Source organism: Pseudomonas sp. WS 5532 (assembly GCF_012985445.1).
Lineage (GTDB): Bacteria > Pseudomonadota > Gammaproteobacteria > Pseudomonadales > Pseudomonadaceae > Aquipseudomonas > Aquipseudomonas edaphica.
In genome coordinates this window covers 13737-33465 of sequence record NZ_JAAQWK010000024.1, presented here as the reverse complement: position 1 = coordinate 33465, position 19729 = coordinate 13737, and the positions used below count along the sequence as shown (strand labels likewise).

16 protein-coding genes are annotated in these 19729 nt (G+C 57.0%); 10 read left to right on the top strand and 6 right to left on the bottom strand.

Translation table 11 applies throughout. From position 1 onward, the window contains the following. Together gmhB and HBO23_RS28695 are read left to right on the top strand one after the other, a co-directional pair. Positions 1-537, top strand: a complete 537-nt coding sequence (gene gmhB / locus HBO23_RS28700) for a D-glycero-beta-D-manno-heptose 1,7-bisphosphate 7-phosphatase (RefSeq protein ID WP_017135138.1) — start codon at positions 1-3, stop codon at positions 535-537. Between the two features lie 82 nt (positions 538-619). After that, positions 620-1390, top strand: a complete 771-nt coding sequence (locus HBO23_RS28695) for a lysophospholipid acyltransferase family protein (RefSeq protein WP_017135137.1) — start codon at positions 620-622, stop codon at positions 1388-1390. 181 nt (positions 1391-1571) lie between these two features. Here HBO23_RS28695 and HBO23_RS28690 read toward each other — a convergent pair whose 3' ends face one another. Both HBO23_RS28690 and HBO23_RS28685 read right to left on the bottom strand, forming a co-directional pair. Beyond that, positions 1572-3851: a CHASE2 domain-containing protein gene (locus HBO23_RS28690; protein WP_170040600.1), complete on the bottom strand. Its 2280-nt coding sequence runs from the start codon at positions 3849-3851 to the stop codon at positions 1572-1574. Positions 3852-3854: 3 nt separating this feature from the next. Continuing rightward, positions 3855-4784, bottom strand: a complete 930-nt coding sequence (locus tag HBO23_RS28685; RefSeq protein ID WP_170040599.1) for a FecR domain-containing protein — start codon at positions 4782-4784, stop codon at positions 3855-3857. A 293-nt stretch (positions 4785-5077) separates the two neighbouring features. On the opposite strand from HBO23_RS28685, the gene HBO23_RS28680 reads away from it, so the two are divergent. Beyond that, complete coding sequence (locus HBO23_RS28680) at positions 5078-5797, top strand: response regulator transcription factor (RefSeq protein WP_017135134.1); 720 nt, start codon at positions 5078-5080, stop codon at positions 5795-5797. A gap of 104 nt (positions 5798-5901) precedes the next feature. Here HBO23_RS28680 and gyrB read toward each other — a convergent pair whose 3' ends face one another. From gyrB to dnaA, 4 genes are read right to left on the bottom strand one after another with little or no spacing between them, the layout of a single operon-like run. Beyond that, entirely contained in the window at positions 5902-8319 is a 2418-nt protein-coding gene (gene gyrB / locus HBO23_RS28675) for a DNA topoisomerase (ATP-hydrolyzing) subunit B (protein ID WP_017135133.1), read from the bottom strand. A 4-nt stretch (positions 8320-8323) separates the two neighbouring features. Beyond that, positions 8324-9427 (bottom strand): DNA replication/repair protein RecF, encoded by a 1104-nt coding sequence (recF, locus tag HBO23_RS28670; protein WP_099488159.1) that lies wholly within the window; start codon positions 9425-9427, stop codon positions 8324-8326. A 20-nt stretch (positions 9428-9447) separates the two neighbouring features. Beyond that, on the bottom strand, positions 9448-10551 hold the full coding sequence (gene dnaN / locus HBO23_RS28665) for a DNA polymerase III subunit beta (protein WP_017135131.1): 1104 nt from the start codon (positions 10549-10551) through the stop codon (positions 9448-9450). Between the two features lie 38 nt (positions 10552-10589). Beyond that, complete coding sequence (gene dnaA, locus HBO23_RS28660) at positions 10590-12110, bottom strand: chromosomal replication initiator protein DnaA (protein WP_017135130.1); 1521 nt, start codon at positions 12108-12110, stop codon at positions 10590-10592. Positions 12111-12696: 586 nt separating this feature from the next. Here dnaA and rpmH point away from each other — a divergent pair. The 7 genes from rpmH (at position 12697) to rsmG (ending at position 19712) form a co-directional block, all read left to right on the top strand. Next, positions 12697-12831: a 50S ribosomal protein L34 gene (gene rpmH, locus HBO23_RS28655; RefSeq protein WP_003213577.1), complete on the top strand. Its 135-nt coding sequence runs from the start codon at positions 12697-12699 to the stop codon at positions 12829-12831. Positions 12832-12847: 16 nt separating this feature from the next. Further along, positions 12848-13252: a ribonuclease P protein component gene (gene rnpA / locus HBO23_RS28650; protein WP_026013533.1), complete on the top strand. Its 405-nt coding sequence runs from the start codon at positions 12848-12850 to the stop codon at positions 13250-13252. Next, a complete protein-coding gene (yidD, locus tag HBO23_RS28645; protein ID WP_073636650.1) occupies positions 13245-13490 on the top strand; it encodes a membrane protein insertion efficiency factor YidD in 246 nt (81 codons plus the stop codon). Before rnpA ends, yidD begins: the two co-directional genes overlap by 8 nt. Positions 13491-13492: 2 nt before the next feature. Next, a complete protein-coding gene (gene yidC / locus HBO23_RS28640) occupies positions 13493-15175 on the top strand; it encodes a membrane protein insertase YidC (RefSeq protein WP_017135128.1) in 1683 nt (560 codons plus the stop codon). Positions 15176-15254: 79 nt separating this feature from the next. Continuing rightward, positions 15255-16625 (top strand): tRNA uridine-5-carboxymethylaminomethyl(34) synthesis GTPase MnmE, encoded by a 1371-nt coding sequence (gene mnmE / locus HBO23_RS28635; protein ID WP_099550200.1) that lies wholly within the window; start codon positions 15255-15257, stop codon positions 16623-16625. A gap of 553 nt (positions 16626-17178) precedes the next feature. Beyond that, on the top strand, positions 17179-19071 hold the full coding sequence (gene mnmG / locus HBO23_RS28630) for a tRNA uridine-5-carboxymethylaminomethyl(34) synthesis enzyme MnmG (RefSeq protein ID WP_099550201.1): 1893 nt from the start codon (positions 17179-17181) through the stop codon (positions 19069-19071). Next, positions 19068-19712, top strand: coding sequence for a 16S rRNA (guanine(527)-N(7))-methyltransferase RsmG (gene rsmG / locus HBO23_RS28625; RefSeq protein ID WP_017135125.1), 645 nt, complete (start codon positions 19068-19070; stop codon positions 19710-19712). The genes mnmG and rsmG overlap by 4 nt, the downstream gene beginning before the upstream one ends. Positions 19713-19729 lie beyond the last annotated feature (17 nt).

The window sequence follows — 19729 nt, the reverse complement described above, 5'->3', positions numbered from 1 at the left end:
ATGTTGAAACTGCTGATTCTCGATCGGGACGGGGTGATCAATTACGACTCCGACGCTTACATCAAGTCGGTGGCGGAATGGATTCCACTGCCCGGCTCGATCGAGGCCATCGCGCAGTTGAGCAAAGCCGGCTGGACGGTGGCCATCGCCACCAACCAGTCCGGCATCGCCCGCGGTTATTACGACATCGCCACCCTGGACGCCATGCACGCGCGTTTGCGCGCGTTAGTGGCCGAGCAGGGCGGTGAGGTGGGGCTGGTGGTGTACTGCCCCCACGGGCCGGATGAGGGCTGCGAGTGCCGCAAACCCAAGCCTGGCATGTTGAAAACCATTGCAGAACATTACAAGGTGCCGTTAGCTGGGCTATGGTTCGTCGGGGACAGCCTCGGTGACCTGGAGGCGGCCAAAGCCGTCGACTCTCAGCCAGTTTTGGTTAAGACCGGGAAAGGCGAAAAGACCCAGGCGAAAAACCTGCCGGTGGGCACTCTGATTTTTGACGATCTGGCGGCGGTTGCCGCAGAACTTATTAACAACTAGCCGCCCTCGACTTCCTGAACAAGGATTGCTCGGGAGTGTGCTTTTAGCAGGCGGGCCATGTCCCGCAACGGTAAATGCTGCCATGTCGATTTTGCAGGCCATCAGAACCTTCTTCTTTTACCTGCTGCTGGGCACCAGTTCGTTTCTGTGGTGCACCCTGAGCTTTTTTATCGCGCCGTTCCTGCCGTTCAAGGCGCGTTATCGTTTTATCAACGTCTATTGGTGCCGCTGTGCGTTGTGGCTGACCAAGGTATTCCTGGGCATCCGTTTCGAGATCAAGGGCGCTGAAAACGTCCCGGACCAGCCCTGCGTGATTCTGTCGAATCACCAGAGCACGTGGGAAACGTTCTTCCTGTCCGCGTACTTCTCGCCTCTGAGCCAGGTGCTTAAGCGTGAGCTGCTGTACGTGCCGTTCTTCGGCTGGGCGATGGCCATGCTGCGGCCGATCGCCATCGACCGTGACAACCCCAAGGCGGCGCTCAAACACGTGGCCAAGAAGGGTGACGAGCTGCTCAAGGATGGTGTTTGGGTGCTGATCTTCCCGGAAGGTACGCGTGTGCCGTTTGGCACCGTGGGCAAGTTCTCACGCGGCGGTACTGCATTAGCGGTCAACGCCCATCTGCCGGTGCTGCCGATTGCGCACAACGCTGGCAAGTTCTGGCCGAAGACCGGTTGGGCCAAGCGTGAAGGCACTATCACTGTGGTCATTGGCGAGCCCATGTACGCCGAAGGTGAAGGGCCACGCGCCATTGCCGCACTCAATGACCGCGCACAGGCGTGGAATGAAGCGCAGCAACGGGCCATGGGTTCGCTGCCTCCAGAGCCGGTTGTAGTCGAGACACCAGCGATTTAGTGATCTGTGGATAACCTGTGTACGGTTTGTTGGCGAATTGGTGTTTTTTCCTCATAACAATCTGATTTACTTACATATTTCCAAAGCTCATAAAATCGCGAAAAACGTGCATAAGTTTTTCCCGCATAAAAAAACCGGTCCTTGTGACCGGTTTTTTATGCACCGTGAAAAAGTACGTTTTTCAATCCTCGAGTAACGGCAGTTGCAGGCTGAAAGTCGAACCCTTACCCACCTCGCTTTCACATTGAATGCGACCGCCATGGCGCTCCACTACAGCTTTGACCATGGTCAACCCCAACCCCAAACCTTCACTGCCTTGGGCCGAATCGAAGCGTCGATATTGGCTGAATAGCTCGGGCAAATCCTCTGGCGCAATACCGGGTCCTTGATCGCTGATGCGGCATTCCAGCCATCCTTGCGCGCTGCCGTGGCTCAAGGTGACGGTAGTACCGGAAGGGGAATACTTGATCGCATTCTCCAGCACGTTGAACAACGCTCGGGTCAGCAGCGATTGATCGGCGTACACCATGCCTTCATCGGCTTCGTCCAGATCATGAACCAGGTGGATGCCTTTAAGTTGGCCAATGACCGCCACTTGATCGAAAGCATCCATGACCAGCATGGCAAACAGCGTGGGCTGAAACTGGTAGCCATCGGCCTCAGCTTTGGCCAGTTGTACGAACGATTCAGTCAGGCTCAGCGCGCGCCTGACCTGTTGCTCGATCTGAGCAAACACCGGCGACTCACCGCCATGCACATCCAGCAGCGCCAGGATCGCCGAGTGTGGCGCACGCAGGTCATGGGACAGGAAGCGCAGCATGGTTTCGCGGTGCTGCTGCGCTTCGCGCTCTTTGCTCAAGTCTGTGAGGCTCATCAGCCAGCCGAGGGCGACGTCGCCTTCAGCCGGCAGCAAAGGGGCAAGTTCAATGCGCAGGCTGCGCTGATGGATGTCGCGAAACTCAACGAGTTCCAGCGCTGAGAGAGCAGGGCGCACGCCATTGTGCAGCGGCGGATAACCCAGGTCGCCGAGTTGTTCGAGGAGGTTTTGGTTGACTAACTCATTACTGAACACCTCACGTGCAATCCGGTTGGCCAGCAGGATGCTGCCTTTGGGGTCGGTAATCAGCGTGGCCACCGGCAGGCACTCCAGACCGTCGGCCATAAACCGCCGGGTATCGCGTGTACGGCTTACCGCTTGTTCCAGGGCAAAGATCCGCGCTTGCAGCACATCTCCCTTGCTCGCGGGCGCACGACGACGCTCGGGCAGTACTTTGGGTTCGTTATCCAGCCGCGCAAGCTCCCAGCCGAAGTAGGCCAGGATCACGCTGAGGCGCCGCCAATTCCATATCAGGTAGCTGAGCAGCAAACCAATCAGGCACGCGGCCGGTGACCACCAGTGGCCCTGGCGCAGCAACACCCACGCGCCGAGCAATGCGGTGGCCATGCAGCCCAGGGTCATCCAGAGCGCGTAGCGTGGGCGATACAACAACAGGCCCAGTAACAATGCCACCCAGGCAGTCGCCATCAAGGCCGACACCGCGCCGGGTAGATCAACGATGCTGCGCCCTTGCAGCAGGCCGTTGAGCACGTTGGCCTGGATCTCAACACCCGCCGTGGTGCCGACAGTCGAGGAGAGTGGGGTGACGAAACGATCGCCCATGCCGGACGCAGTGGCGCCTACCAGAATAAGCCGACCCCGCAGCCGTTCAGGGTCGACCTCACCGCGTATAACGCTGGCGTAGGAGACCGTAGGAAAGCGGGTGTCGGCAGCGATGAACGGGATCCGAATGGCGTGCTCCCGGTGCCAGGACGGGTTAATCGGTTGCTGGGGTTCTCCTGGCATCTCAGAGGCCTGGCCGCTCAATGCATAGGCCACCCACGCCAACTGCGGCGTGGTGTCACCGGGTGGGCCTTCACGCATAAACAGGCTGCGCACTACGCCGTCACTGTCGGCTTCAACATTGATATGCCCGAGACCTTTAGCACACTTGAGCAGCGGCAACATATGCGCGTCCGGCGTGCTGTAGTTCGCCGCTTCCTCACGCAGCAACGGCAGTACCACGTTGCCGGCGTTGCACACGGCGGCTGCTAGGCGTCGGTCGTTGGCAGGCACACCGGGCTCACTGAAGATCACATCGAAGAGGATGGCCGCTGGCTGCGCGGCGCTCAGGCGGTCGATCAGGTCGGCGTGCAAACTGCGCGGCCAGGGCCAGCGGCCCAACTCTTTCAGGCTAGGATCGTCAATGGTCACCAGCACGATGCGCGGGTCTACCGGCAACGGCGCCAGGCGCCTGAGGCTGTCATACAGCGGGTTGTTCAGCGCCAGGCCCGGGCTCAACGAGAGGTAGGCCGTCATTGGCAATAACAGCAAACCTATCCACAACCACTCGCGCACCAGGCCGTGGAACAAGCGCTGGGCATGAGTGGGCTGGCGTTTCTCGGCCTTGTGCCAAAGCATCATGGGTTAACCATCGCTGGCCTGTACCTGAGTGGCGGGTGGGTAATAGAAGATGTCATAGACCCCGGTTTCTCCCTCCAGGCCCTGCGCGTCGTAGGCGGACAAACGCACGTGGTAAAACGATGCTTTGAGCCCAGTGAAGCGCATTTTCGGCTCACTGGAAAAGTTTTCCTGCTTGATGTTCATAAAGGCTGAGTCGGTCGCGACTTGGGCGCGGTAGCGCTGTGCACCGGGTAATGGCCGCAGGTACAGGCTCCAGACTGGCGACTGACCTTTTTGGCCATCCTGGCCGATTAATACAGGCGCGGGCAAAAGCGCCACGGGCTTGAGTTCACCTTGTTGTCTGATCAGCAGACCTTGGCGTGCGTCCACCTTCACTTCGGCTGCGGCGCTGCCTGCTGCACGGTTAACCGCTACCTGGCCATTCAGCACCTCCAGCACGGATTGCTCGCCGTCATTGCGCACGCGAAAGTGCGTGCCACGCACGCCCAGAACGCCGACGGGCGTCACGATCTGAAAACGGTCGTAGTCACTGGCCCGTTTGATCACATAGGTCTCGACCTGGCCCTGTTCCAGAATGACCTGGGGAATCGCCTGTTTTTGCACCAGGTGCAGACGCACCTGTGAACTGGAGGGCAGCACCACACTGGAACCATCACCCAGGCGCAGGCTGACGAAAGCCGATGTCGAAGTCTTCACGCCTTCTTGCTCATCAATGCTCATCCCTTCCAGTAGATGCTGCGCCCCGCCTTTGGCATCGAGCTTCCAGGCTTCACCCGTCAAATGCTGCACAACTGCTGGCAACGGGTGCGCACGGCACAGGAACGGCTCGTCAATATAAGCAGGGCGATAGGGCGTTGCAGCCTGAGCTGTACTGATGACCAGGGCCAGTAACGCGGGTAGGGCACAGCATAATCGATAGGCAGAACAGGTCATGGAGCTCATCACCCGAGTAGTTTCAGACGGCATCTGACCTCAGCACATACAGGTCTACGGCAGCGCATGTGTCGGCTGATCCTTTTCCTCAAGGGTAGGAGCCGGTATCTTTCGCCTGGTAGGTACGCAAGACTTTAAACGGGTTTACGGCCCTTTGATATCAGCGTACCGATAGATCCTGTGAGCATTGAGTCTGGCCATAATTATTCAGATTCAACCACAGGCATCTGTGCATTACCTACGCGATTGAACAGACCGTCGGCTGTCGTATTTTTTGTAGAAAGGACCCACCCATGCGTGTCGCAATACTGGACGACGAACCCGCTGAATTGCGTCGGGTTGAACAGACGCTGCGACAGATCCCCAGCACCGCAGAGCAACCCTGGTCCCTGCATTTCTTCGAACGCGGTGAAGACCTGCTGCGCCAACTGCGCCGCGAAACCTTTGACCTGTTGATCCTCGACTGGCAACTGCCGGACATCACAGGCATCGCATTGTTGCGCTGGACCCGCGAGCACATGGACTCACCACCCGCCGTAATCATGTTGACCAGCCGCGATGCCGAGAGCGATATCGTCACCGCACTCAACAGCGGGGCGGATGATTACGTCAGCAAGCCGTTTCGGCCAAACGAACTCAAGGCTCGGGTCAACGCCGTGCTACGCCGCCATGGGCTGCAAAAGCCAGCGACTAATGAGGTGCAGAGTTTCAACGACCTGACCTTTGATGATGCCGAACTGACGGTGACGCGCGCGGGTAAGCCGATCAATCTCACTGAGCGTGAATACCGCCTGGCCAGTTGCTTGTTCGCCAATCTCGCTCGGCCACTGTCTCGGGAATACCTGTATGAGCGGTTTTGGAGCCATGAAGAAATGGTCTCCTCACGGCCACTGGATACACATATTTATCGGCTGCGTAACAAGCTGGGGTTGACCGCAGACCGGGGCTGGCAGCTACTGACCATCTACGGGTACGGCTATCGGTTGGAGAGTGTGGCGGCGGCCCAAGGTTAAAAACAGTGATGTTCCACGTGGAGCAATTGTAAAACGCTTAAGTTTCACCCAATAAAAAAGGCCAACGCTCAGCGTTGGCCTTTTTGTTTTAGCGGGCAGCCTGATCAGAAATCCAGGTTAGACACCGCCAAGGCGTTGCTCTCGATGAAGTCACGGCGAGGCTCGACCGCATCACCCATCAGGGTGTTGAAGATCTGGTCTGCGCCAATGGCGTCTTCGATGGTCACGCGTAGCATGCGACGCTGAGCAGGATCCATGGTGGTTTCCCACAGTTGATCCGGGTTCATCTCGCCCAGACCTTTGTATCGCTGGATGGTGTGGCGCTTGGTGCTTTCAGCCATCAACCAGTCCAGGGCTTCCTTGAACTCCTTGACCGCTTTCTTACGCTCGCCACGCTGGATGTAAGCACCGTCGTCCAACAGGGTGCTCAATTGCGCGCCGAGGGTAACCACGGTCTTGTAGTCGTTGCTGCCGAAGAAGTCGCGGTTGAAGGTGACGTAGTTCGACAGGCCGTGGGAGATCAGTTCAACCTCCGGCAGCCACACGTTACGTTCACGGTCTTCACGCAAGCTGGCTTTGTAAACCAGGCCAGACTTCTCGACGGTGCGCAGACGTACTTCGTACTGAGCCAGCCAATTCTGCATGTGGGCGTGATCGCCCAACTGCTCCAGGCTCACGGAAGGCAGGTAGATGAAGTGCTCGGTCAGCTCCTGAGGGTACAGGCGCGACAGACGCTTGAGGGTCTTCATTACCATGCGGAAGTCGTTAACCAAACGCTCCAGCGCCTCACCGGAAATGCCCGGGGCTTCGTCGTTCAAGTGCAGGCTGGCATCTTCCAGGGCCGACTGCGTCATGTACTCTTCCATGGCGTCGTCGTCTTTGATGTACTGCTCTTGCTTGCCCTTTTTCACTTTGTACAACGGCGGCTGAGCGATGTAGATGTAGCCACGCTCGATCAGCTCCGGCAACTGACGGAAGAAGAAGGTCAGCAGCAGGGTACGGATGTGCGAACCGTCGACGTCAGCATCGGTCATGATGATGATGTTGTGGTAACGCAGTTTGTCGATGTTGTACTCATCGCGGCCAATACCGCAGCCCAACGCCGTGATCAAGGTGCCGACTTCCTGAGAGGAAATCATCTTGTCGAAGCGGGCCTTCTCGACGTTGAGGATCTTACCCTTCAACGGCAGGATAGCCTGGGTGCGACGGTTACGACCCTGCTTGGCGGAACCGCCAGCAGAGTCACCTTCCACCAGGTACAGTTCGGAGAGGGCAGGGTCCTTCTCCTGGCAGTCAGCCAGTTTGCCCGGCAGGCCGGCGATATCCAACGCGCCTTTACGGCGGGTCATCTCACGGGCTTTACGCGCCGCTTCACGGGCACGCGCCGCGTCGATCATCTTGCCGACAACCAGCTTGGCTTCGTTCGGGTTTTCCAGCAGGAAGTCGGAGAAGTACTTGCCCATCTCCTGTTCCACTGCGGTCTTCACTTCGGAAGACACCAGCTTGTCTTTGGTCTGGGAGCTGAACTTTGGATCCGGCACTTTCACCGAGATAATCGCCGTCAGGCCTTCACGCGCATCGTCACCGGTAGTGGCCACTTTGTGCTTCTTGGCCAAGCCTTCCGCTTCGATGTAGGTGTTCAGGTTACGCGTCAGTGCGGAACGGAAACCCACCAGGTGAGTACCGCCGTCGCGCTGTGGAATGTTGTTGGTGAAGCACAACAGGTTCTCGTTGAAGCTGTCGTTCCACTGCAGGGCGATTTCAACGCCGATACCGTCTTCACGCTGGATGTTGAAGTGGAACACCTGGTTGACCGCAGTCTTGTTGGTGTTCAGGTACTCAACGAACGCACGCAAGCCGCCTTCGTACTTGAACAACTCTTCCTTGCCGCTGCGCTCGTCCTTGAGGACGATACCCACACCGGAGTTAAGGAACGACAGTTCACGAATACGCTTGGCCAGGATGTCCCAGCTGAAGTGGATATTCTTGAAGGTTTCTGCCGAAGGCTTGAAGTGGATCTGCGTACCGGTGGATTCACTGTCGCCAACGATTTTCATCGGTTCTTGTGGAACACCATGCACGTAGGTCTGTTCCCAGATCTTGCCGCTACGGCGAACAGTCAGGATAAGCTCTTCGGACAGAGCGTTCACCACCGACACACCTACACCGTGCAAACCGCCGGAAACTTTATAGGAGTTGTCGTCGAACTTACCGCCGGCGTGAAGCACGGTCATGATGACCTCTGCCGCCGATACGCCTTCTTCTTTGTGCACATCGACCGGAATACCGCGACCGTTGTCGCGCACGGTGATGGACTCATCCGGGTGGATGATAATGCTGATGTCGTCGCAGTGACCGGCCAAAGCTTCGTCGATGGAGTTGTCGACCACCTCGAACACCATGTGGTGCAGACCGCTACCATCATCGGTGTCGCCGATGTACATACCGGGACGTTTGCGTACGGCATCCAAACCTTTCAGCACTTTAATGCTGGTCGAGTCGTACGTGTTTTCTTCGCTCATGCCTTCACTCCCGATGGTCGTGGGTCTGGGTGATACGGCCCTGTTCCACGTGGAACAAAGCGACTGGCGTTTCCGTCTGCCAGCCTTCCCTCAATAATTCGTGGTCTACACAGGTGATAAACACCTGGCAGCGTAAGTCTTCCAACAAGCGGCATAACGCGCGGCGGTGCTGCTCGTCGAGTTCGGACGGCAAGTCATCCACCAGATAAATACACTGACCGCGCCGGGCTTGGCTAACCAAATGCCCTTGGGCAATACGCAGTGCACACACCACCAACTTTTGCTGACCGCGGGACAAAATATCCGCGGCATTGTGTGCGCCTAATCTAAGGCGCAAGTCAGCACGTTGTGGGCCTGCCTGGGTATGGCCAATTTGCTGATCCCGCTGCAAGGACGTGGCGAGCACTGCGCTCAGCTCACGTTCTTTATCCCAACCACGGTAGTAGCTCAGCGTCAGGCCCTCGAGATCCAACAACTCACTCAAGGTCTGCTCAAAGACTGGTTTCAAGGCTTTGATATAGGCGCGGCGGTATTCATCTATTTCGTCACTGGCCAGGCACAGTTCCCGGTCCCAGGCCGCTTGCGAAGCGGCGTCAAGTGTACCATGCCGCAGCCATGAGTTCCGCTGCCGCAGGGCCTTCTGCAGGCGCTGCCAAGTGGCCATGAAGCGCGGTTCCACGTGGAACACTCCCCAATCGAGGAACTGCCTGCGGATTTTCGGTGCACCTTCCAAAAGGCGAAAGCTGTCTGGGTTGATCAGCTGCAGCGGCAGGATTTCTGCCAACTGTGCAGCACTGCGAGCATTTTGCCCGTCAATGCGAATCTGGAAATCACCGCCGCGATCTCGAGATATCCCCAGGGCGCTGTGCCCACCTTCTGCCAGTTCAACCTGGCCAAACACGGTGCAAGCCAGTTGTTCGTATTGAATCACCGGCAACAAGCGAGCACTACGAAAGGAACGGGCAAGCCCAAGCAAATGGACGGCTTCCAGCACGCTGGTTTTGCCGCTGCCGTTGGCGCCGTAAAGGATATTGATGCGGGGGGAGGGGGAGAAGGTCACCGGGTGCAGATTGCGCACCGCGGTGACCGAGACGCGACTGAGGGACATCTAGCTTCTGCTGAGCATGATTACAGGCGCATCGGCATAACAACGTAAGCCGAGTCGTCGTTGTCGGATTCTTGCACCAGGGCACTGCTGTTGGAGTCCGACAGAATCAGGCGAACCTGCTCGGTGGTCATCACGCCCAGTACGTCCAGCAGGTAGCTCACGTTAAAGCCGATCTCCAGCGAGCCGCCATTGTAGTCAACGCCGACTTCTTCTTCCGCTTCTTCCTGCTCCGGGTTATTGGCCTGAATCTTCAGCTGACCGTTGGCCAGTTGCAGACGAATACCACGGTACTTTTCGTTAGACAGAATCGCGGTACGGCTGAACGCTTCACGCAGCGCCTGACGATCGCCGATTACCAGCTTGTCGCCACCTTTTGGCAGCACACGCTCGTAATCCGGGAATTTGCCGTCAACCAGCTTGGACGTGAAGGTGAATTCGCCGGTGGTGGCGCGGATGTGGTGCTGACCCAGGACGATGCTGACATTGCCATCCGGCTCGGTGAGCAGACGCGCCAGTTCCAGAATACCTTTACGCGGCACGATGACCTGGTGACGGTCCGGCTGGCCGATGTCAGCACGCATTGAGCACATGGCCAGGCGGTGACCGTCGGTAGCCACTGCACGGATAACGCCTTCAGCGACCTCCAGCAACATGCCGTTGAGGTAGTAACGCACGTCCTGCTGGGCCATGGCGAAGCTGGTGCGCTCGATCAAACGGCGCAGCTTGCTTTGGTCCAGGCTGCAGGTCAGCGAACCTGGGCCTTCTTCGACGGTAGGGAAGTCATTGGCTGGCAAGGTCGACAGCGTGAAACGGCTGCGACCGGCCTTGACCACCAACTTCTGCTCATCAACCTTGATGTCGATCAGCGCATCGTTGGGCAGGCTCTTGCAGATGTCCATCAGCTTACGTGCCGGCACAGTGATTTCGCCGGGCTCAGCCGGTTCTTCCAGCTGCACACGACCCACCAGTTCGACTTCCAGATCGGTACCGGTCAAGGACAATTGCTGGCCTTCGACCACCAGCAATACGTTGGAAAGCACCGGCAAGGTCTGTCGGCGCTCGACGACGCCTGCGACCAGTTGCAGGGGTTTCAACAGGGCTTCGCGTTGAATGGTGAAATGCATGGTCTAGTCCCTTGCCTTAATAAGCTGCGCTGGTGTCATCAGGTAGTCAGTGTACGCAGCAGGTTCTTGTAGTCCTCGCGAATATCCGCGTCGGATTCCTTAAGTTCATTGATCTTGCGGCACGCGTGCAAGACCGTGGTGTGGTCGCGACCGCCAAACACATCACCGATTTCCGGCAGGCTGTGGTTGGTCAGCTCTTTGGAGAGCGCCATCGCCACCTGACGTGGACGTGCCACCGAGCGCGAACGGCGCTTGGACAGCAGGTCTGAAATCTTGATCTTGTAGTACTCAGCCACGGTGCGCTGAATGTTATCCACACTCACCAGCTTGTCTTGCAGAGCCAACAGGTCTTTCAGGGATTCGCGAATCAACTCGATGGTGATGTCGCGGCCCATAAAGTGCGAGTGTGCAATGACCCGCTTGAGCGCGCCTTCCAGCTCACGCACGTTGGAACGAATGCGTTGGGCGATAAAGAAGGCTGCATCGTGGGGCAGGTCGACTTTTGCCTGGTCGGCCTTTTTCATCAGGATCGCCACACGGGTTTCCAGCTCCGGCGGTTCTACCGCAACGGTCAGGCCCCAGCCAAAGCGTGACTTCAAGCGTTCTTCCAGGCCTTCGATTTCCTTCGGGTAACGGTCACTGGTCAGGATGACCTGTTGGCCGCCTTCGAGAAGGGCGTTGAAGGTGTGGAAAAACTCTTCCTGGGAACGTTCCTTGCGAGCGAAAAATTGAATGTCATCGATCAGCAAAGCGTCCACAGAACGGTAGAAACGCTTAAATTCGTTGATTGCGTTGAGCTGCAAGGCCTTGACCATGTCAGCCACGAAGCGCTCCGAGTGCAGGTACACAACCTTGGCATTCGGGTTCTTCTTTAATAGATGGTTACCCACAGCATGCATCAAGTGGGTCTTACCCAAGCCAACGCCACCATAAAGGAAGAGCGGGTTGTAACCATGCTTGGGGTTATCGGCAACCTGCCAGGCGGCCGCGCGGGCCAACTGGTTGGATTTACCTTCGACGAAGTTCTCAAAGGTAAAGGTGCGGTTCAGGTAACTGGTGTGCTTGAGCGCGCCTTCCACCTGCACGGTGCGCTGCTCAGCGCGAACCGGTGCTTGTTGGGAGCTGGCGCCGGCCATCGGGTCAAAGCTGTCACGCGACGGTTCTTCATTTATAGGCGCGTTTTTCTGCGACGAGGATTTCGACGGCGCCTGGGCCACGGGCGCCGGAGAGTTATTAACAGGTGCCGGTGCTGCTTGGGCTTGCGACGCAGCAGCAGCCAGCGGCGCATTCGGCGCAGCGCGAGGTGCAGAGCTGCGTTTGCTGCCTATTAATAAGGAAAGCACGGGCGCGATGCCGTTGCCGTGTTCATCGAGCAATTCGAGAACGCGGCTCAGGTATTTTTCGTTGACCCAGTCGAGAACAAAACGATTCGGCGCGTAGACACGCAACTCGTCGCCTTCGGCTTCGACCTGTAGCGGACGGATCCAGGTGTTGAATTGCTGGGCAGGCAGCTCTTCGCGCAAAAGCTCCACGCACTGCTGCCAAAGTTCCACTGACACGGATATCCCCTAAGTTGAAAGCCGGTGAGGCAAAAACAGCCGCCATTGTAGCGGCCAGACGCCCACTTATCCACATGTAGGTTGCTCACAGAGCAGCCAAAATCAACGTGTTAAGTGCAAAAAAGCCGACCAATGGTCTGTGCATAAGCTCTGTGGATAAGCGCACCTAAGCTCGTTGCACAAGTGGGGTCGAAAGTCTGTGGGTAACTGGCCTGTGGATAACAACCCATTCCACCCACAGCTTATCCGACAGCGCAGCACAGGCAGAGCACCGTTTTCCCCCGTACTTGTCATTCTCTGTACAGCAGGTGGAATATGGCCTCAAGGCAGTTATCCACAGATGATCGCCTGCCTAGCTTTTATAAGCTTTACAGAAAAGCTTTAAATAACTTCCTTCTTTATTTTTATATCTATGGCATTGCTCGTGAAAGCCCGGCCGACAGAAAAGGACCGATTACCTGTAGAAGATCTAATTGAAGGAAAAGCTGGTTGGAAATTGACCTAGAGGCTTGCTTTCTCTAGAATCGCCGGTCTCTTAAAACGGGGGCCATTCCGGCCCGTTGTGGACGAACCAGGTAACAACGCCATGAAACGTACTTTCCAACCAAGCACCATCAAACGCGCCCGTACTCACGGCTTCCGTGCTCGCATGGCTACCAAGAACGGCCGTGCTGTCCTGTCGCGTCGCCGCGCCAAAGGTCGTGCGCGTCTGGCAGTTTGATAATCCGGTACTGGTGGTGAGTCAGGACTTCAGTCGGGAAAAGCGTCTGCTAACCCCCCGGCATTTCAAGGCAGTCTTTGACTCCCCCACCGGCAAGGTTCCGGGGAAAAATCTCCTGCTCCTTGCGCGTAACAACGATCTGGATCACCCCCGTCTCGGGTTGGTGATCGGCAAGAAGAGCGTAAAGCTCTCCGTTGAGCGCAATCGCCTCAAGCGTCTGATGCGCGAATCGTTTCGCCTCCACCAGGACACTCTGGTTGGTTGGGATATTGTTATCGTCGCGCGCAAAGGCTTGGGGGATGTAGAAAACCCCGAATTGATTCAGCATTTCGGCAAGCTCTGGAAACGTTTGGCGCGTACCAACAAGCCAGCACCAGCAGTCAGCACCGAAACTGTAGGGGTAGACAGCACCAATGCGTAAACTGGCACTCGTTCCGATCCAGTTTTACCGTTATGCCATTAGTCCTCTGATGGCCGACCACTGTCGTTTCTACCCCAGTTGTTCCTGCTACGCGTTAGAGGCCATAGAAAATCATGGTCTTCTGCGCGGTGGCTGGCTGGCCTTTCGTCGTTTAGGCCGCTGTCATCCGTGGAATCCCGGTGGTTTCGACCCGGTTCCACCTATCCCTACCTCCCGTTCTTCTTCGATGGCCGAGTAATCATGGATATTAAACGCACGATCCTGATCGTCGCCCTGGCAATCGTGTCCTACGTCATGGTTCTTAAGTGGAACCAGGACTACGGCCAGGCTGCCCTGCCGACTCAGAATGTTGCTACCAATCAGGCTGCGCCGGCTATTCCGGACACCCCGCTGGGTAACAATGCGTCCGCGAGTGCCGATGTTCCCAGCGCGAATGGCGAGACAAGCGCCCCTCTAGAAACGCCAGTGGTCACCAATAAAGACCTCATCCACGTGAAAACGGATGTGCTCGACCTGGCTATCGACCCACAAGGTGGTGATATCGCGCAGTTGAAACTGCCGCTGTATCCACGTCGCCAAGACCATCCAGATGTTCCGTTCCAACTGTTCGATAACGGTGGTGAACGTACTTATCTGGCGCAAAGCGGCCTGACCGGCACTGACGGTCCTGATGCTCGTGCTACCGGTCGTCCGGTTTATTCGACCGAACAGAAGACTTATCAACTGGCTGATGGCCAGAACCAGTTGAATGTCGACCTGAAATTCAGCCTCGACGGCGTCAACTACATCAAGCGTTTCAGCTTCACCCGTGGTTTGTACGACTTGAAGGTCACTTACCTGATCGACAACGAAAGCGCCAAGCCATGGACGGGCAACCTGTTTGCCCAGCTCAAGCGTGACAACAGCGCCGATCCTTCTTCCAGCACCGCCACCGGCACTGCGACTTACCTGGGCGCCGCCCTGTGGACAAGTAGCGAGCCGTACAAAAAAGTGTCGATGAAAGATATCGACAAGGGCGCGCTGAAAGAAACCGTCCAAGGTGGCTGGGTTGCCTGGTTGCAACACTACTTCGTGACCGCATGGATCCCGAACAAGGGTGAAGCCAACCTGGTTCAAACCCGCAAAGACAGCCAAGGCAACTACATCATTGGTTTTACTGGCCCGGCGTTGACCGTCGCTCCAGGTGCCAAGGCTGAAACCAGCACTACCCTGTACGCCGGCCCGAAAAGCCAGGCTGTGCTCAAAGAGTTGTCCCCAGGTCTGGAACTGACTGTGGATTACGGCATTCTGTGGTTCATTGCCCAGCCTATTTTCTGGCTGCTGCAACATATCCACAGCATTGTGGGTAACTGGGGCTTCTCGATCATCTTCCTGACCATGCTGATCAAAGGGATTTTCTTCCCTCTGTCGGCAGCCAGCTATAAGTCGATGGCGCGCATGCGTGCCGTTGCGCCGAAACTGGCCGCTCTGAAAGAGCAACATGGTGACGACCGGCAGAAAATGTCGCAGGCCATGATGGAGCTGTACAAGAAAGAGAAGATCAACCCGCTGGGTGGTTGCTTGCCGATTCTGGTGCAGATGCCGGTATTCCTGTCGCTGTACTGGGTTCTCCTGGAAAGCGTCGAAATGCGCCAGGCACCGTTCATTCTGTGGATAACTGACCTGTCGATTAAAGACCCGTTCTTTATTCTGCCGATCATCATGGGCGCGACCATGTTTATCCAGCAGCGTCTGAACCCGACTCCGCCGGACCCGATGCAGGCCAAGGTCATGAAGATGATGCCAATCATCTTCACCTTCTTCTTCCTGTGGTTCCCAGCCGGTCTGGTGCTGTACTGGGTGGTCAACAACGTGTTGTCGATCTCTCAACAGTGGTACATCACACGTAAAATCGAAGCGGCTACCAAAAAAGCTGCGGCGTAATTTACTCTGTGGATAACCACTCAAGACGCCCCCTAGTGGGGCGTTTTGCTTTCTGTCACTTTTGTTCTGGAACCTGCTGATGAGCGCTCCTCGTGAAACCATCGCTGCTGTCGCTACCGCTCAAGGTCGCGGCGGTGTTGGTATCGTTAGAATTTCCGGGCCGCTGGCCAGCGTGGCGGCCCAGGCCATCAGCGGCCGTGAGTTGAAACCCCGATATGCCCATTACGGGCCGTTCCTGGATGCTGATGAAACGGTATTGGATGAGGGGCTGGCTCTGTATTTCCCCGGCCCTAACTCGTTCACCGGCGAAGACGTGCTGGAACTGCAGGGCCATGGTGGCCCGGTAGTGCTGGATATGTTGCTGCAGCGTTGCCTGCAATTGGGCTGCCGTCTGGCGCGCCCAGGCGAATTCAGCGAGCGGGCATTCCTTAACGACAAACTGGACCTGGCCCAGGCCGAGGCGATTGCGGATTTGATCGAGGCCAGTTCTGCACAGGCGGCGCGCAATGCGTTGCGCTCACTGCAGGGCGCTTTTTCCCTGCGTGTGCATAACTTGACCGAACAGTTGATCAGTCTGCGCATCTACGTCGAGGCTGCGATTGACTTCCCAGAGGAAGAAATCGACTTCCTCGCTGATGGCCACGTCCTGGCGATGCTGGATAAAGTTCGCGACGAGTTATCCACCGTACTGCGCGAGGCCGGGCAGGGTGCTTTGCTGCGTGACGGCATGACGGTAGTGATTGCCGGGCGACCCAATGCCGGCAAGTCCAGCCTGCTCAATGCGCTGGCTGGCCGAGAAGCCGCGATCGTCACCGAGATTGCCGGCACCACCCGGGACATCTTGCGCGAACATATCCACATCGATGGTATGCCGCTGCACGTGGTCGACACCGCCGGCTTGCGCGATACCGAAGACCAGGTGGAAAAGATCGGCGTGGAACGGGCGCTCAAGGCGATCAGTGAAGCGGACCGCGTATTGCTGGTGGTGGATGCCACTGCGCCAGAGGCTGCGGATCCTTTTGCCCTGTGGCCGGAATTTCTCGAGCAACGGCCAGACCCGGCCAAAGTCACCTTGATCCGCAACAAGGCCGATTTGACTGGTGAAGCCATTGCCATGGAGACCAGCGATGATGGCCACGTGACCATCAGCCTGAGCGCAAAGTCAGCGGGCGATGGGTTGGAATTGCTGCGCGACCACCTCAAAGCCTGCATGGGCTATGAGCAGACCTCCGAAAGCAGCTTCAGCGCACGCCGCAGGCACCTGGAAGCGCTGCGCCATGCCAGCGCGGCGTTGGAGCACGGTCGGGCTCAGTTGACCTTGGCGGGGGCTGGCGAGCTGCTGGCTGAGGATTTACGCCAGGCGCAGCAGTTGTTGGGTGAGATTACCGGCGCTTTTAGCTCCGATGATCTGCTCGGAAGGATCTTTTCCAGCTTCTGCATCGGTAAATAACCCTTCGTTGTCCACAGGCAGGCCATTCGCGCCTGCCTGTTTCGCCCGCCTCAGGGCATTCAATTCCCATTTTTGACTCATTACCTAAAAGGCAGGTGGCTTTTGCGTGGGCGAGATTTGGCCATGCAAGCCATTTTCTGTGGATTAAGCCCTGTGAATAACCGCACCTGTGCCCAGTTGATAACAGGGCTTGAAACCTGAGCAAAACCCCCTCTGTGGATAACCACCCCTTTAATCCACAGGCTTAAAGCACTTATCCAAGGGCCTCATTGGCACATGACCACAGACTTTTGAATCTCTGTACACGACGTAAATAGAGGCTTGTAGAGATCTATCCACAGAAAGTAGGCTCAGTAGAAATAAACATAAAAACAAAGATCTTATAAATTTCTTCTTTTTTAATTTCTATTGTCTGTGATTCATCCACAGCTGGTTAAATTTTGTGCAAAGGGTTCTTTAGGAAGGGCTAAGTCCCTATACTTGCCGCCATAGCTCTAAAACTCTTTCAACAAACAATTCCTGATTACCTACATAAGCAGGCACGAGGTGCGTGGTGGATTTCCCTTCCCGTTTTGAAGTGATCGTCATCGGCGGCGGTCATGCCGGTACCGAGGCAGCACTGGCGTCAGCACGCATGGGCGTTAAAACCCTGTTGTTGACGCACAACGTGGAAACCCTCGGTGCCATGAGTTGCAACCCCGCCATCGGTGGGATCGGCAAAAGCCATCTGGTTAAAGAAATTGATGCCCTTGGCGGTGTCATGGCCATGGCTACCGACAAAGGTGGTATTCAATTTCGCGTGCTCAATAGCCGCAAAGGCCCGGCCGTACGCGCTACTCGGGCACAGGCCGACCGCATCCTGTACAAGGCTGCGGTACGTGAAACCCTGGAAAACCAGCCGAACCTGTGGATATTTCAACAGGCTGCCGATGATCTGATCGTCGAACAGGACGTGGTGAAGGGCGTTGTCACCCAGATGGGCCTGCGTTTCTTCGCAGAATCCGTGGTGTTGACCACCGGCACATTCCTGGGCGGACTTATCCACATCGGTATGCAGAACTATTCCGGCGGTCGCGCCGGTGATCCGCCATCGATTGCCCTGGCAAAACGCCTGCGCGAGTTACCACTGCGAGTCGGTCGCTTGAAAACAGGTACCCCGCCGCGTATCGACGGGCGTTCTGTGGATTTCTCGGTGATGACCGAACAAGCCGGTGATACACCAATCCCGGTCATGTCGTTCATGGGTTCCAAAGAGCAGCACCCGAAACAGGTGAGCTGCTGGATTACCCACACCAACGCCCGCACCCACGAGATCATTGCCGCGAACCTCGACCGTTCGCCGATGTATTCCGGGGTGATTGAAGGCATTGGCCCGCGTTATTGCCCTTCGATCGAAGACAAGATCCATCGCTTTGCCGACAAGGAAAGCCACCAGGTCTTCATCGAGCCCGAAGGCTTGACCACCCATGAGCTGTACCCGAACGGGATTTCCACGTCCTTGCCGTTCGACGTGCAAATTCAGATCGTGCAGTCGATTCGCGGTATGGAAAACGCCCACATCGTGCGTCCGGGCTACGCCATCGAGTACGACTACTTCGACCCGCGTGATCTGAAGTACAGCCTCGAAACCAAAGTCATCGCCGGTCTGTTTTTCGCTGGCCAAATCAATGGCACCACCGGTTACGAAGAAGCCGGCGCCCAAGGTTTGCTGGCCGGGACCAACGCAGCACTGCGCGCGCAGGGCAAAGACAGCTGGTGCCCGCGTCGCGATGAAGCGTACATCGGCGTATTGGTCGATGACCTGATTACCCTGGGCACCCAGGAACCGTATCGGATGTTCACGTCCCGGGCGGAATACCGTTTGATCCTGCGCGAAGACAACGCCGACCTGCGCCTGACCGAAAAAGGTCGCGAGCTGGGCCTGGTCGATGACGCGCGCTGGGCAGCCTTCTGCAAAAAACGCGAAAGCATCACGCTCGAAGAGCAACGTCTGAAAAGTACCTGGGTTCGCCCAGGCACCGAGCAGGGCGATGCGATTGCGGAAAAATTCGGTACGCCGCTGACCCACGAATACAACCTGCTGAACCTGCTGTCCCGTCCGGAAATCGACTACGCTGGCTTGGTCGAAGTGACAGGCCAGGGCGCAGAAGACCCACAGGTTGCCGAGCAGGTCGAGATCAAGACCAAATACGCCGGTTACATTGACCGCCAGCAGGATGAGATCGCTCGCCTGCGCGCCAGTGAAGACACCAAGCTGCCTGTGGATATCGATTACACCGGGATTTCGGGGTTGTCGAAAGAAATCCAAAGCAAGCTGGGGATAACTCGGCCGGAGACTCTTGGTCAGGCTTCACGTATTCCCGGCGTCACTCCGGCAGCGATTTCGCTGTTGATGATTCATTTGAAAAAACGCGGCGCGGGCCGTCAGTTGGAGCAAAGCGCTTGAGTTCGTTGGTCACCTCGCAACACGCCGAAGAATTATCCACAGGTGCGCGCCAGTTAGGCGTGGACCTGACCGCAGCCCAGCACGAATTACTGCTCGGTTACCTGGCCCTGTTGATCAAATGGAACAAGGCTTACAACCTGACTGCGGTGCGTAACCCCGACGAAATGGTTTCGCGTCATTTGCTCGACAGTTTGAGCGTGATGCCGTTTATCGAAAACGGCCGTTGGCTTGACGTGGGCAGTGGCGGTGGGATGCCAGGCATTCCGCTGGCGATCCTGTTTCCCGAGTCGCAAGTGACGTGCCTGGACAGCAACGGCAAGAAAACCCGCTTCCTGACCCAGGTAAAACTCGAGCTCAAGCTGGAAAACCTGCAAGTTATCCACAGTCGGGTCGAAGAGTTCACACCTGAACTGCCTTTCAATGGAATTGTTTCCCGGGCATTCAGCAGCATGGAGAACTTCAGCAATTGGACTCGCCACCTGGGCGACCGCGACACCCGCTGGCTGGCAATGAAGGGCGTTCATCCAAGCGACGAGCTGTTAGCATTGCCGACAGACTTCCACCTCGATAGCGAACACGCCTTGGCCGTACCCGGTTGCCAAGGCCAACGCCATCTGCTGATACTGCGCCGCACGGCATGATTGGGAACACAAGCAAG